This window comes from Streptomyces sp. NBC_01546, from assembly GCF_045208355.1.
GTDB lineage: Bacteria > Actinomycetota > Actinomycetes > Streptomycetales > Streptomycetaceae > Streptomyces.
Map to the genome: position 1 here is coordinate 3,230,940 of NZ_CP109379.1, position 13,023 is coordinate 3,243,962.

The window sequence follows — 13,023 nt, forward strand, 5'->3', positions numbered from 1 at the left end:
TTCGCGTTGCCGAACTCGCGTTGCCGAACTCGCGTTGCCGAAGGTTTCGCGCTGCCGAAGGTTTCCGGCCGAAGACCTCAGGCGCCCTGCTGGCCCTGCTTGAACTCCAGCGCCGCCGCCATCGTGCCGAGCTGCTCGAAGGAGGCCGTCCCGGTGACCACCGTGACGTAGCCCTGCTCCTGCTTCACGAGGGCGTCGTACTTCTCGCCGTCCCAGCGCTCCCAGACCGCGTCGCCCACCTGCTGCGTCTGCCCGGTGGGCTTCGCCTTCTGGGTGACCGCACCGAGGTACTTGGCGGAGGTGTCCGTGGACTGCTCCACCGACACGTACTGCCGGTCCGGGTCCTGGAAACCCAGGTGCCAGGAGTTGGAGTCCTTGCGCTGGTACGTCACCGAGGTCGCCCGCCACTCCGCCGGCAGCCCCACCGGGACGGCCACGGGGTACGGTGCGGCGCGCCGGGCCGTGAGCGTCTCCACCCGGTAGTCGACCGTGCGCGTCGGATCGGCGTTCTCGTCATGTGGGACGAAGAGGTAGATCCCCGCGACCACGACGCCGATCACCGCCAGCGATCGGACCATGTCCCAGACCGTCTGCTTGCCTTTCATACCTGCCACGGCACCATCGTCCCGCATGCGCGCGAGCGATCACCGCCGGGGTGGCCCCGGACTCCTGTGCGGCGCGCCACCGCGGTCGGCAAGACGTCCGCTCAGGCCAATCGGCTGACCGATATCCCGCTCATACGTGACCCGCCCTGCTCAATATGTCGACGTACCGATAGAGTTCCAGCACCCTCACATCCCGGCCGTCGTCGTACAGAAAGGTGCGCTCCGATGACCGAGCACAACCTGCCGCCCCAGCTCGAAGTCTCTCCCGAAGCCCCCGACCGCAACCTCGCCCTGGAACTCGTCCGGGTGACCGAGGCCGCAGCCATGGCCGCGGGCCGGTGGGTCGGCCGCGGTGACAAGCTCGGCGCGGACGGCGCCGCGGTCAACGCGATGCGGACCCTGATCTCCACCGTCTCGATGAACGGCGTCGTCGTCATCGGCGAGGGGGAGAAGGACGAAGCCCCCATGCTCTTCAACGGCGAGCGGGTCGGCGACGGCACCGGCGCCGAGGTCGACATCGCCGTGGACCCGATCGACGGCACCACCCTGAACGCCAAGGGCATGCCGAACGCCATCGCCGTCCTGGCCGCCGCCGACCGCGGCACCATGTTCGACCCGTCGGCCGTCTTCTACATGGAGAAGCTGGTCACGGGCCCGGAGGCCGCCGACTTCGTCGACATCAACGCACCCGTCTCGGTGAACATCCGGCGCGTCGCCAAGGCCAAGGGGATGGCCGTCGAGGACGTCACGGTCGTCATCCTGGACCGCCCCCGCCACGAGGGCATCGTCAAGGAGATCCGCGAGACCGGCGCGCGGATCAAGTTCATCTCGGACGGCGACGTCGCGGGCTCGGTCATGGCCGTGCGCGAGGGCACCGGCGTGGACCTGCTCCTCGGCATCGGCGGCACCCCCGAGGGCATCATCTCGGCGTGCGCCATAAAGTGCCTCGGCGGCACGATCCAGGGCAAGCTGTGGCCCAAGGACGAGGCCGAGCGCCAGAAGGCCCTCGACGCGGGCCACGACCTGGACCGGGTCCTGCACACGAACGACCTGGTGTCCGGCGAGAACGTCTTCTTCGTCGCCACCGGCATCACGGACGGCGAGCTGCTGCGCGGCGTCCACTACCGCTCGGAGACCGCGACCACGTCCTCGCTGGTCATGCGCTCGAAGTCGGGCACGATCCGGCAGATCGACTCGACGCACCGTCTGTCGAAGCTGCGCGCGTACAGCGCGGTCGACTTCGACCGGGCCCAGTAGGACCAGGGCGGGCACAGCGAGAGGGGCGGTCACCGCGTGCGGCGGTGACCCCCCCTCTCGCTGTCCCCGCGCATTCCGTACGGTGCTGCGCGCGCCCGGGGTACGGGGTTCAGCCCGCGGCGGCGATGGGCCCGGACCCGGGGGCCTGGCGCAGCTCTGCGGCCCTGCGCCGCATCCGGGCCAGGACCACCCGGCGCTCGGCGGCGGTGAGGCCGCCCCAGACCCCGTACGGCTCGGGCTGGAGCAGCGCGTGCTCCCGGCAGGCGACCATGACCGGGCAGCGGGCGCAGACGCGCTTGGCGGCCTCCTCGCGGGAGAGCCGGGCCGCCGTGGGCTCTTTGGAGGGGGCGAAGAACAGGCCCGCCTCGTCGCGGCGGCACACCGCCTCCGCATGCCATGGGCCGTCCTCAGCCCTCGCCGGCACCCGCGGCTTCGGCACGACGGCAACCTTCAGGGACTGATGCGGCGGCTGCGGCACGGTCTACTCCTGACGACGGATACGCGAGCGAGAGACGATGCACCTGTCCCTACCCGCTGTGCGTGCCCCTATGCACCGGGTACCGGCGGGCGGCGGGGGTTCGTCCGAAACGCGACCCCCGCGGGGAGCCGCTCTCAGCCGTCCAGGCGCTTGCGCATCCGGTCCGCCAGATCGACCAGCCGGGCACCGGGCCTGGGCCGTGCCTCGATGTTGCCCAGCAGGGCGAAGCCGCGGACGATCACGACCGGGGCCTGCGGGTCGGTCTCCCCGCGGCCCTCGCCGCGCACCTCGAAGTTGCCGAGGACTCCGCTTCCGTAGCCGCGCAGGGTGACGTTCTCCGGAACCAGGACCTCCACGTTCCCGAGGACGCAGGTCACGTTGATCTCGGTGACCTGCTGTTCGAAGACCGCCTCGGTGAGGTCGATGGTGATGTCGCCCATGACCGAGACCGCACGGGTGAGCGCGCCCGGCCGCCAGCGGCCCTTGCGGGCGGAGCTGCTGCACACGGCGACGACCGTCTCGGTGTAGCCCGCCGCCGTGGCGTGGGCCGCGTACGCGGGCGCGGCCGAGGTGTGGCCGGTGCCCGGCGCGGGGAGGTCCCGTACGAGCAGTTCCAGCTCGCCCACCGTCTTGACGGCGTACAGCGAGTCCAGGCGCTCGGAGTGTTCCTCGGAGGTCAGCCGGCCCTCGGCGAGGGCGTCGGCGAGGATCTGCGCGATCCGGTCCCGGTCGGCGTCGGAGGCACGCAGTTCGGCCGCCGCGGGGGCGGGAGCCGGCGCGGGGGCGGGGGCGGCGGGGTGCTTTTCCAGGTCCACGCGACCCAGCATAGCGAGACACGATAGATCGCGATACTCCCCCGTGAGCCCTAGTGAGCCTTACCTCACAGACACGGGCACCCCGGGAGGTTCTACGCTGGTGGACTGCGCTGCCAATTGGTCGCCAGCGCTGTCTGCCGAGTGAGGAATGACTGCCGTCATGCCAGAGTTTGCGTACACCGACCTGCTGCCCCTGGGCGAGGACGCCACCCCCTACCGGCTGGTGACCGCCGAGGGCGTGTCCACCTTCGAGGCGGATGGCCGTACGTTCCTCAAGGTCGAGCCCGAGGCGCTGCGCAAGCTCGCCGAAGAGGCCATCCACGACATCCAGCACTTCCTGCGCCCCGCGCACCTCGCGCAGCTGCGTCGCATCATCGACGACCCCGAGGCGAGCGCGAACGACAAGTTCGTGGCGCTGGACCTGCTGAAGAACGCGAACATCGCGGCGGCCGGCGTCCTGCCGATGTGCCAGGACACCGGCACGGCGATCGTCATGGGCAAGCGCGGCCAGAACGTCCTCACCGAGGGCGGCGACGAGGCGGCCCTCTCCCGCGGCATCTACGACGCCTACACGCGGCTGAACCTGCGCTACTCGCAGATGGCTCCGATCACCATGTGGGAGGAGAAGAACACCGGCTCGAACCTGCCCGCGCAGATCGAGCTGTACGCGACCGACGGCGGCGCGTACAAGTTCCTCTTCATGGCCAAGGGCGGCGGCTCGGCCAACAAGTCCTTCCTCTACCAGGAGACCAAGGCGGTCCTCAACGAGGCCTCCATGATGAAGTTCCTGGAGGAGAAGATCCGTTCGCTCGGTACGGCGGCCTGCCCGCCCTACCACCTGGCGATCGTGGTCGGCGGCACCTCCGCCGAGCACGCGCTGAAGACCGCCAAGTACGCCTCGGCGCACTACCTGGACGAGCTGCCCCGCGAGGGCTCGCCGCTCGGCCACGGCTTCCGCGACGAGGCCCTGGAGCAGCAGGTCTTCGAGCTGACGCAGAAGATCGGCATCGGCGCGCAGTTCGGCGGCAAGTACTTCTGCCACGACGTGCGCGTGGTCCGGCTGCCGCGCCACGGCGCCTCGCTGCCGGTCGCGATCGCCGTGTCCTGCTCGGCGGACCGCCAGGCCACCGCGAAGATCACCGCCGACGGCGTGTTCCTGGAGCAGCTGGAGCGCGACCCGGCCCGCTTCCTGCCGGAGACCACCGACGAGCACCTGGCGGAGTCCGCGGACGTGGTCTCCATCGACCTGAACCAGCCGATGGACGAGATCCTGGCGACCCTGACCAAGCACCCGGTCAAGACCCGCCTGTCACTGACCGGCCCGCTGGTCGTGGCGCGCGACATCGCGCACGCCAAGATCAAGGAGCTGCTGGACTCGGGCGCGGAGATGCCGCAGTACCTGAAGGACCACCCGGTCTACTACGCCGGCCCGGCGAAGACCCCCGAGGGCTATGCCTCGGGCTCCTTCGGCCCGACCACGGCCGGCCGGATGGACTCCTACGTCGAGCAGTTCCAGGCGGCGGGCGGCTCCAAGGTCATGCTGGCCAAGGGCAACCGCTCCCAGCAGGTGACGGACGCGTGCGGCTCGCACGGCGGCTTCTACCTCGGCTCGATCGGCGGCCCGGCGGCGCGGCTCGCCCAGGACTGCATCAAGAAGGTCGAGGTCCTGGAGTACGAGGAGCTCGGCATGGAGGCGGTCTGGAAGATCGAGGTCGAGGACTTCCCGGCCTTCATCGTGGTCGACGACAAGGGCAACGACTTCTTCCAGAACCCGGCCCCGGAGCCGACGTTCACCCACATCCCGGTGCGCGGTCCGGGTCTGTAACGCGACGGTCCGAGGGCCTCTCCCCCGTTCGGGGGAGGGGCCCTCACGCGTTTCCGCCGATCGGCAGATGGCAGGCCGGCGGGCTCCGGGCGAGGCTTTACCCGTACCCAAACAGCCCTTGGACAACGGGAGTTCACGATGAAGAACCGCACGCGCGCCCTCGCCCTCGCCGGATCCGCGGCCCTGGTGGCCACCCTGGTCGCGGCGGCCCCCGCCCCGGCGGCGCCGGCCGCCGCGGCGAAGACCGCCTCGGTGCACGGCGGCGGCACGGTGCACTACCCGTACGTGCCCGCGTCACACGACATCCGCTTCACCGTGGACGCCGAGTCGACCCCGTGGAGCCGGCCCTTCCCGGGGGCCGGGCAGGGCCTTCCGACCGATGCCCGCGGCCGGGTGACCGTCTACCACGCCCAGCCCGAGGCGGACTTCACGGGCGTGGCCGAGGCGGAGGTGGACTGCATGGTCACCGGCGGCAGGACCGCCACGATCACCGCGGTGGTCAAGAGTTCGAACGTGCCCGGCTGGGAGGGCAAGCGGATCGGCCTGAGCGTCCAGGACGGCGAACGCGGCGCCCCCGACCGGGTCGGCTTCTCCTGGGGCATCGTCAACGTCGACTTGAAGCCGGACGGCTCGGCCGCCGCGGCCACGGTGGGCACCTGCATGGCCCCGGCCCCCTTCACCGAGGTCACGAAGGGCGGCTTCAAGGTCACCCCGGCCCCGCTGGCCCCGCAGCCTGCCCCGCAGCCCTGACCGGCGACGCCCGGGCTTGGGCCGGGGCCGGGTGCCGCTGCCGCGACCGGCCCCGGGTTAACGTCGGGGACACAGGCCCGCACCTGTTCGTTCACCACGGATTGCAAGGATTTGCGCATGACAGCGACGCCGTCCCTCCGTACCGACCGCGCCGTCCGCGTGGTCGCCCATCGGGGGGCCTCCCACGAGCACCCCGAGCACACCATGGCCGCGTACCGGCAGGCCATCGAAGACGGGGCCGACGCGCTCGAGTGCGATGTGCGGCTGACCGCCGACCGGAAGCTGGTCTGTGTGCACGACCGGCGGGTCGAGCGGACCTCCGACGGGCGCGGGGTCGTCTCCGAGATGACGTACGAGGAGCTCCGCGCGCTCGATTTCGGGGCGTGGAAGGGGGCCGCGCACGCCGGGGCCCGGGTGCTGCTCTTCGAGGACCTGCTGCGGGAGGCACTGGCGGCGCCGCGGCCGGTCGGGCTCGCGGTCGAGACCAAGCACCCGTCCCGCGCGGGCGGGCGGCTGGAGGCCGAGCTGGTGCGGATGCTCCGGGAGTACGGGCTGGCCGACGGGGCCACCGGCCGCGTCGAGGTGATGAGCTTCTCGCGCACGGCGCTGACCCGGATGCACCGGCTCGCGCCCGGCCTGCCCGCCGTGTTCCTCATCGAGCGCACCGTCCGCCCGGTGCGGCCCCCGTACGCGACCCACGCGGGCCCGGGCATCGACCTCGTGCGGCGGGACCCGGGGCTGGTGGCCCGGCTGAAGGCCAAGGGGCTGTCCGTCCGGGTGTGGACCGTGGACGAGGCGGAGGACGTGGAGCTGTGCGTGCGGCTCGGCGTGGACACGATCATCACCAACCGGCCGCGGGAGGTACGGAAACTGCTGCTCGACATGTAGGCACCCGGCCGGGGTGCGCCGGCCGGGTGTGGGGGGTCGGGTGGAGCGGGGCGGGGTTACGCGAAGCGCTGGGCCGCCGAGCCGTTGCAGGTCTGCAGGCGCAGCGGCTCGTGGGCGGCGGCCACCGTCAGGCACATGCCCGGGGAGGCCGCGGGTCGCAGGGTGGCGCCGTCGCGGACGAACTGCTGGTTCGCGCCGCCGTGGCAGTTCCAGACGATCAGGCCGGTGCCGGGGCCGTAGTTGGCGCCGGGGGCGTCGAGGCAGCGGTCCTGGGTCAGTTCGATGTGGACGGACTTGCGGGCGGCGTCGTACCACCAGCCCTGGTTGCGGCCGCCGTGGCAGTCCCAGCCCAGGATCGCCGTGTCATTGGCGCTGGAGCCGCCCTTCGCGTCGAGGCAGGTGCCGGTCGCCTCGTTCTTCAGGGGCTTGAACTTGTCGTCCCAGGCCCCGGCCTGCAGGACGGGGGTGCCGGTGCTCGCGGGGTCGGCGCAGGAGGCCTCGCGCAGGCCGGAGTTGTAGAGCTGGGTCAGGCAGGACGCGAACGCGCCGTGGCCCCGGTAGTTGGGGTGGAAGGACTGGCGGGCGGTGTTCTCGTCCCACGGGAAGTGGTCGCCGAGGTCCAGGTAGAGCCCGCGGGCCCAGGTGTCCTCCATGCACACCTCGTGGCCGTGGAAGAGCCGCGAGTTGTCCAGGTAGGTGGCGCCCGAGGCGAGGGCCGCGGCGCGCATGCCCTTCTCGAAGGTGGGCACCGCGTAGTTGCGGCCCCAGGTGGCGTCGGAGTCGTAGCCGGCGCAGCCGCCGGGGAGCTTGCCGGGGAAGTTCGGGTTGTCGTTGAAGTCGGGGCCGATGGGGCTGGGGTAGCCCATGACGACGAGCTTGTAGTCGGAGTCGGCGTAGCCGGCGTCGCGCATGACCGTCTTGAGGTCCGCGACGGTCGACTCCACCTTGGGCCTCAGGCCGTCGACGCGGGCCTGCCAGCCGGGGCCGTACTTGGGCTCGCAGGTGCCCTGGCTGAGCACCCAGCGGGTGACGCAGTCGGTCATGACCGGGCCGAACTGCAGGTCGTCGTTGGCCCCGGCGACCAGCAGCACCATCTTGATCTTCGTGTTGCGGGCCTTGATGGCCAGGCTGTCGCTCTGCACCAGCTCGTCGGCGTACTGCTTGCTGCCGCCGATCCTGATGTTGCCGGTGTACCCGCCGGAGCAGGCGACGTTGAAGGTGAGGTCGGCCGGGATGCCGGTGCGGTGGATCGCCGCGTCGGGCGAGCGGTGGCACTGGTTGTTCGGCGTGTTGGTCGCGGGATCGTAGTTGCCGACGCCCTCGCCCGAGATCTCGCTGTCGCCCAGCGAGATCAGGCCGGTCTTGCGCTCGCCGAGCGGGCGGACGGCCGCGTCGCCGTAGATCTTGACGGCCTCGGCCGCGCGGATCGCCTCGAGCTCGGGCGAGAGGGGGGTCACGGCCGCTGCCGGAGCCGCCGCGGGCACCGCCGCCTGGGCCGTGGGGGTGATGGCGGTGACGCCCCCGAGGGCGGCCGCAGCCGCCGCGACGGCGGCGAAGGTAGATCTGAGCCTGGGTTTCCTGTGTGCACGTGTCATGAACGCCTCCCCTAATGCCGGTGTTACCCCCGGTATTTACTGGTCAGTAGGGGAGTTGGGAACACTTCGAACAAGACAATTGCTCAACTTTTTGAGGAGGCCACGAAAATGACCGATCAGCAGCAGGCCGAAGAGTTCCGGATCGAGCACGACTCCATGGGCGACGTACGGGTGCCCGCCCACGCCAAATGGCGTGCTCAGACCCAGCGCGCCGTGGAGAACTTCCCCATCTCGGGGCAGCGTCTGGAACACGCCCACATCGAGGCGCTCGCCCGCGTCAAGGCCGCGGCCGCCCTGGTCAACGCCCGCCTCGGCGTGGTGGAGCAGGACGTCGCCGAGGCCATCCGGTCGGCCGCCGCCGAGGTCGCGGAGGGCCGCTGGGACGACCACTTCCCCATCGACGTCTTCCAGACCGGGTCCGGCACCTCGTCCAACATGAACGCCAACGAGGTGATCGCCACCCTGGCCACCGAGCGGCTGGGCCGGGAGGTCCACCCCAACGACCACGTCAACGCCTCGCAGAGCTCCAACGACGTCTTCCCCTCCTCCATCCACATCGCCGCCACCGCCGCCGTCACCCGCGACCTGATCCCGGCCCTGGAGCACCTCGCCGCCGCGCTGGAGCGCAAGGCCGCCGCGTTCGAGCAGGTCGTCAAGGCCGGGCGGACGCACCTGATGGACGCCACGCCGGTCACCCTGGGCCAGGAGTTCGGCGGGTACGCCGCCCAGATCCGCTACGGCGTCGAGCGGCTGCGTGCGGCCCTGCCGCGGCTGGCCGAGCTGCCGCTGGGCGGCACCGCGGTGGGCACCGGGATCAACACCCCGCCCGGGTTCTCCGCCGCCGTGATCGCCGAGGTGGCCGCGGACACCGGGCTGCCGCTCACCGAGGCCCGCAACCACTTCGAGGCCCAGGGGGCTCGGGACGCGCTGGTGGAGACCTCGGGGATGCTCCGTACGATCGCCGTCTCGCTCACCAAGATCTCCAACGATCTGCGCTGGATGGCCTCCGGACCGCGCACCGGATTGGCCGAAATCAATCTCCCGGATCTCCAGCCGGGCTCCTCGATCATGCCCGGGAAGGTCAATCCGGTCGTCCCGGAGGCCGTCCTGATGGTCGCCGCACAGGTGATGGGGAACGACGCCACCGTCGCGGTGGCGGGCGCGGCCGGCAATTTCGAGCTCAATGTGATGCTCCCGGTGATGGCCCGGAACCTCCTCGAATCGGTCCGGCTGCTCGCCAACGCGAGCCGCCTGCTGGCCGACCGCACGGTGGACGGGATCACCGCCAATGCCGAGCGGGCCAGGGAGTACGCCGAATCCTCGCCCTCCGTGGTGACCCCGCTGAACCGGTACATCGGCTACGAGGAAGCGGCCAAGGTCGCCAAGAAGGCCCTCGCCGAGCGGAAGACGATCAGGGAGGTCGTACTGGAGTCCGGCTACGTCGATCGCGGCGCGCTCACCCTGGAGCAGCTCGACGAGGCGCTGGACGTCCTGCGCATGACCCACCCCTGACGAGCCTCGCGGCAGGGTCCGAATCCGGTCGTTTACCGTCCCCGCACCCCTCGGTGACCTGCACCGCAGCATCCGCGGGGGTGCCCGACCTAAGATCTGCGCATGACAGGTACCTTCAGGCCCGCGGGCGGCGCCGCGCGCACGCGTGCGCAGGGCACCCACTGGGCGCCCGGGGAGCAGATCCTCTGGCGCTACCGCGACCACGCCCCGGGGCTGAAGGGCCAGGTGCACATCTGCCGCCCGGTGACGGTGGTGCGGGACACCGAGGAACTGCTCGCCGTCTGGATGGCCCCCGGCACCGAATGCGTCAAACCGGTCCTCGCCGACGGCACCCCCGTCCACGAGGAGCCGCTCGCCACCCGCTACACCGCGCCGCGCACCACCGTACGGTCGCGCTGGTTCGGCGCGGGCGTGCTGAAGCTGGCCCGGCCCGGGGACCCGTGGTCGGTGTGGCTGTTCTGGGAGCACGGCTGGCGGTTCAAGAGCTGGTACGTGAACTTGGAGGAGCCCCGGTCGCGCTGGTCCGGCGGGGTCGACTCCGTGGACCACTTCCTCGACATCTCCGTCTACCCGGACCGCAGCTGGAAGTGGCGGGACGAGGACGAGTTCGCCCAGGCGCAGCGCTCCGGGCTGATGGGCCCTGAGGAAGCGGACCGGGTGCGGGAGGCCGGGCGGGCGGCGGTCGAGGTCATCGGGCAATGGGGTGCGCCGTTCTCCGACGGCTGGGAGAACTGGCGGCCGGATCCGGCCTGGACGGTTCCGGACCTGCCGGAGGACTGGGACCACACCCCGGCGCATATGACCTCATGAGACCCTTGATGCGCCCCCGGGGTACAAACGTAGGATCGTCCTCCGCAAGGTCGCGCGCGCGGGCGGTGCGATGAGACCCTGTGTGCGCAAGTGTCGTGCCGTACGCGGGATTTGACCGGAGGTCGACGCAGGGCGAGAGGTAACGGGGGAGACGCGGAAACGCGGGGTTATGGTGCCCCGGCCGCTGAGCGGGTATACCGCGACTGACCGAGTTGAGTGCAGCGCACATCGAGCGCAAACGGACGGAATTCCACGCGTGACGGAGTACCCCACCTCTCAGGAGGGCCCGCAGCCCGTCGCCTCCGGCGGAGGTACGGACGAGGCCGGCCACGGCAAGGCGCCCATCGCCGCAGCCGAGGCCGTACGCACGCATGCGCAGAGCCCGGGCGCGGAGCCGGGCGGCGCCCCTGCCGGGCTCCCCCGGCCCCGCGGAGCCGCCTCGGCGGACCTCCCGGCCGACGGCCCGGGCCGGGCCGGTGCCCGGCCGCGGGACGGCGCCACCGCCCGGGCCAGGGACACCGGAGCCGCGCGCAACGCGACCGCCGACGATCCGCAGGGCATCGCCGCACGGAACGCGGCCGACGGCCCGCTCGGCGGACAGGACGGCCCCGGAGCCCCGCGCTCCACCCCGCCGGAGGAGACCGGCACGGCGGCGGGACCGGGATACCGGCCGTCGGCGGCGCCGGGGACACCGCCGCGCGCCGCGAAGGGGACCGGCTGCGCTTCGTCGGCGCCGCCACCCGGCGGATCGCCCGCGGCATCGACCTCGACGAGATCGTGCTCGGCCTGTGCCGGGCCACCGTGCCGACGTTCTCCGACGCCATCCTCGTCTACCTGCGCGACCCGCTGCCGGTCGGGGACGAGCGCCCCGTCGGCCCGGTCGTTTTAAGGCTGCGCCGCACCGACCGGCTCCGGCCGATCGACGATCTCACCGATGCCGCGTCGGGCGGCACCATCGGCGCGGGCCTGGACCTCGCCGGGGCCGCGGGGGCCACCGGCGAGCTCGACTTCAGCCAGCTGCCGCTGGTCGGCCCGCAGGGTGACCTGCCCGCGGCCGAGCTGTGCGAGATCCGCTCCGGCGGCGCGCTCGCCGAGGTTCTGCGCGGCGTACGGCCCGTCTTCGGGTCCTCCGCGGCCGCCAAGGCCGCGCTGCCCGAGCTGCTGGGCGCGGACCATCCGCTGCCACGCGGCAACCGGGCCGTGCTGGCGCCCCTGCGCGGGCGCCGCCGGGTGATCGGCGCCGCCGTGTTCCTGCGCAGCCCCGAGCGGCCCGCCTTCGAGCAGAACGACCTCCTGGTCGCCGCCCAGCTGGCCACCCACACCGCGCTCGGCATCGACAAGGCGGTCCTGTACGGCCGCGAGGCGTACATCGCCGACGAGCTCCAGCGCACCATGCTGCCCGACAGCCTGCCCCAGCCCACCGGGGTGCGGCTCGCCTCGCGCTACCTGCCCGCCGCCGAGACCGCCCGCGTCGGCGGCGACTGGTACGACGCCATTCCGCTGCCCGGCAGCCGGGTCGCCCTCGTCGTCGGCGACGTCATGGGGCACTCCATGACCTCCGCCGCGATCATGGGCCAGCTCCGCACCACCGCGCAGACCCTGGCGCAGCTGGACCTGCCGCCCGCCGAGGTGCTGCACCATCTGGACGAGCAGGCCCAGCGTCTCGGCTCCGACCGCATGGCCACCTGTCTGTACGCCGTCTACGACCCCGTCTCGCACCGGATCACCATCGCCAACGCCGGCCACCCGCCGCCGGTGCTGCTGCACCTGGGCGGCCGCGCCGAGGTGCTCCGCGTACCCCCGGGCGCCCCCATCGGCGTCGGCGGCGTGGACTTCGAGGCCGTGGAGCTGGACGCGCCCGCCGGGGCCACCCTGCTGCTGTACACCGACGGGCTGGTGGAGTCCCGGCTGCGGGACGTGTGGACCGGCATCGAGCAGCTCCGGGAGCGCCTGGCGACCACCGCGCAGCTGACCGGCCTGGACCACCCGCCGCCGCTGGAGGCCCTCTGCGACGACGTGCTGGACATGCTCGGCCCGGGCGACCGGGACGACGACATCGCGCTGCTCGCGGCCCGCTTCGACGGGATCGCGCCCAGTGACGTGGCGTACTGGTTCCTGGACCCGGAGGAGACCGCTCCGGGCCGCGCCCGCCGGTTCGCCCGCCGCGCCCTGACCCGGTGGGGCCTGGAGGAGCTCCAGGACTCGCTGGAGCTGCTGGTCAGCGAGGTGGTCACCAATGCCGTCCGGTACGCGGAGCGGCCCGTGACCCTGCGCCTGCTGCGTACGGACGTCCTGCGCTGCGAGGTCGGCGACGACTCCCCGCAGCTGCCGCGCCAGCGCCGGGCGCGGGACACCGACGAGGGCGGCCGCGGCCTGTTCCTGGTGAACCGGATGGCCCGCCGCTGGGGTGCCACCCGGCTGAGCAGCGGAAAGGTGGTCTGGTTCGAGCTGGCGTTGCCGGTGGCGCACGAGCGGCGTTGACTGGGTA

At 72.1% G+C, this 13,023-nt stretch carries 11 protein-coding genes; 7 read left to right on the forward strand and 4 right to left on the reverse strand.

Features of this window, described 5'->3' with window-relative positions:
- Positions 1-77: 77 nt before the first annotated feature.
- Positions 78-605 (reverse strand): DUF4245 domain-containing protein, encoded by a 528-nt coding sequence (locus OHA89_RS14395; RefSeq protein ID WP_251064910.1) that lies wholly within the window; start codon positions 603-605, stop codon positions 78-80.
- 225 nt (positions 606-830) lie between these two features.
- On the opposite strand from OHA89_RS14395, the gene glpX reads away from it, so the two are divergent.
- A complete protein-coding gene (gene glpX, locus OHA89_RS14400) occupies positions 831-1,862 on the forward strand; it encodes a class II fructose-bisphosphatase (protein ID WP_215145988.1) in 1,032 nt (343 codons plus the stop codon).
- Between the two features lie 109 nt (positions 1,863-1,971).
- Here glpX and OHA89_RS14405 read toward each other — a convergent pair whose 3' ends face one another.
- Positions 1,972-2,340 carry a WhiB family transcriptional regulator gene (locus OHA89_RS14405; RefSeq protein ID WP_266615208.1) on the reverse strand — a complete coding sequence of 123 codons (369 nt, stop codon included), beginning with the start codon at positions 2,338-2,340 and terminating at the stop codon, positions 1,972-1,974.
- A 134-nt stretch (positions 2,341-2,474) separates the two neighbouring features.
- Entirely contained in the window at positions 2,475-3,155 is a 681-nt protein-coding gene (locus tag OHA89_RS14410; RefSeq protein ID WP_257554394.1) for a DUF1707 domain-containing protein, read from the reverse strand.
- A gap of 160 nt (positions 3,156-3,315) precedes the next feature.
- Here OHA89_RS14410 and OHA89_RS14415 point away from each other — a divergent pair, with 160 nt between their 5' ends.
- From OHA89_RS14415 to OHA89_RS14425, 3 genes are all read left to right on the forward strand, one after another.
- Positions 3,316-4,980 carry a fumarate hydratase gene (locus OHA89_RS14415; protein WP_266615209.1) on the forward strand — a complete coding sequence of 555 codons (1,665 nt, stop codon included), beginning with the start codon at positions 3,316-3,318 and terminating at the stop codon, positions 4,978-4,980.
- A 138-nt stretch (positions 4,981-5,118) separates the two neighbouring features.
- Complete coding sequence (locus OHA89_RS14420) at positions 5,119-5,730, forward strand: hypothetical protein (RefSeq protein ID WP_266615211.1); 612 nt, start codon at positions 5,119-5,121, stop codon at positions 5,728-5,730.
- 117 nt (positions 5,731-5,847) lie between these two features.
- Complete coding sequence (locus OHA89_RS14425) at positions 5,848-6,618, forward strand: glycerophosphodiester phosphodiesterase family protein (protein WP_266615213.1); 771 nt, start codon at positions 5,848-5,850, stop codon at positions 6,616-6,618.
- A 56-nt stretch (positions 6,619-6,674) separates the two neighbouring features.
- Here the strand turns inward: OHA89_RS14425 and OHA89_RS14430 are convergent, their stop codons facing one another.
- Positions 6,675-8,213: a ricin-type beta-trefoil lectin domain protein gene (locus OHA89_RS14430; RefSeq protein ID WP_215145971.1), complete on the reverse strand. Its 1,539-nt coding sequence runs from the start codon at positions 8,211-8,213 to the stop codon at positions 6,675-6,677.
- Between the two features lie 108 nt (positions 8,214-8,321).
- Between OHA89_RS14430 and OHA89_RS14435 the strand changes: the two genes are divergently transcribed.
- The 3 genes from OHA89_RS14435 (at position 8,322) to OHA89_RS14445 (ending at position 13,016) form a co-directional block, all read left to right on the forward strand.
- Positions 8,322-9,725: an aspartate ammonia-lyase gene (locus OHA89_RS14435; RefSeq protein ID WP_266615217.1), complete on the forward strand. Its 1,404-nt coding sequence runs from the start codon at positions 8,322-8,324 to the stop codon at positions 9,723-9,725.
- Positions 9,726-9,827: 102 nt separating this feature from the next.
- Positions 9,828-10,535 (forward strand): DUF402 domain-containing protein, encoded by a 708-nt coding sequence (locus OHA89_RS14440; protein ID WP_257554411.1) that lies wholly within the window; start codon positions 9,828-9,830, stop codon positions 10,533-10,535.
- Between the two features lie 663 nt (positions 10,536-11,198).
- Positions 11,199-13,016: a SpoIIE family protein phosphatase gene (locus tag OHA89_RS14445; RefSeq protein ID WP_406368498.1), complete on the forward strand. Its 1,818-nt coding sequence runs from the start codon at positions 11,199-11,201 to the stop codon at positions 13,014-13,016.
- Positions 13,017-13,023 lie beyond the last annotated feature (7 nt).

What these genes read in the sequence shown, in the direction of transcription:
- OHA89_RS14395 (WP_251064910.1), bottom strand. Translation starts at nt 605, where the DNA reads ATGAAAGGCAAGCAGACGGTCTGGGACATGGTCCGATCGCTGGCGGTG.
- glpX (WP_215145988.1), top strand. Translation starts at nt 831, where the DNA reads ATGACCGAGCACAACCTGCCGCCCCAGCTCGAAGTCTCTCCCGAAGCC.
- OHA89_RS14415 (WP_266615209.1), top strand. Translation starts at nt 3,316, where the DNA reads ATGCCAGAGTTTGCGTACACCGACCTGCTGCCCCTGGGCGAGGACGCC.
- OHA89_RS14420 (WP_266615211.1), top strand. Translation starts at nt 5,119, where the DNA reads ATGAAGAACCGCACGCGCGCCCTCGCCCTCGCCGGATCCGCGGCCCTG.
- OHA89_RS14425 (WP_266615213.1), top strand. Translation starts at nt 5,848, where the DNA reads ATGACAGCGACGCCGTCCCTCCGTACCGACCGCGCCGTCCGCGTGGTC.
- OHA89_RS14430 (WP_215145971.1), bottom strand. Translation starts at nt 8,213, where the DNA reads ATGACACGTGCACACAGGAAACCCAGGCTCAGATCTACCTTCGCCGCC.
- OHA89_RS14435 (WP_266615217.1), top strand. Translation starts at nt 8,322, where the DNA reads ATGACCGATCAGCAGCAGGCCGAAGAGTTCCGGATCGAGCACGACTCC.
- OHA89_RS14440 (WP_257554411.1), top strand. Translation starts at nt 9,828, where the DNA reads ATGACAGGTACCTTCAGGCCCGCGGGCGGCGCCGCGCGCACGCGTGCG.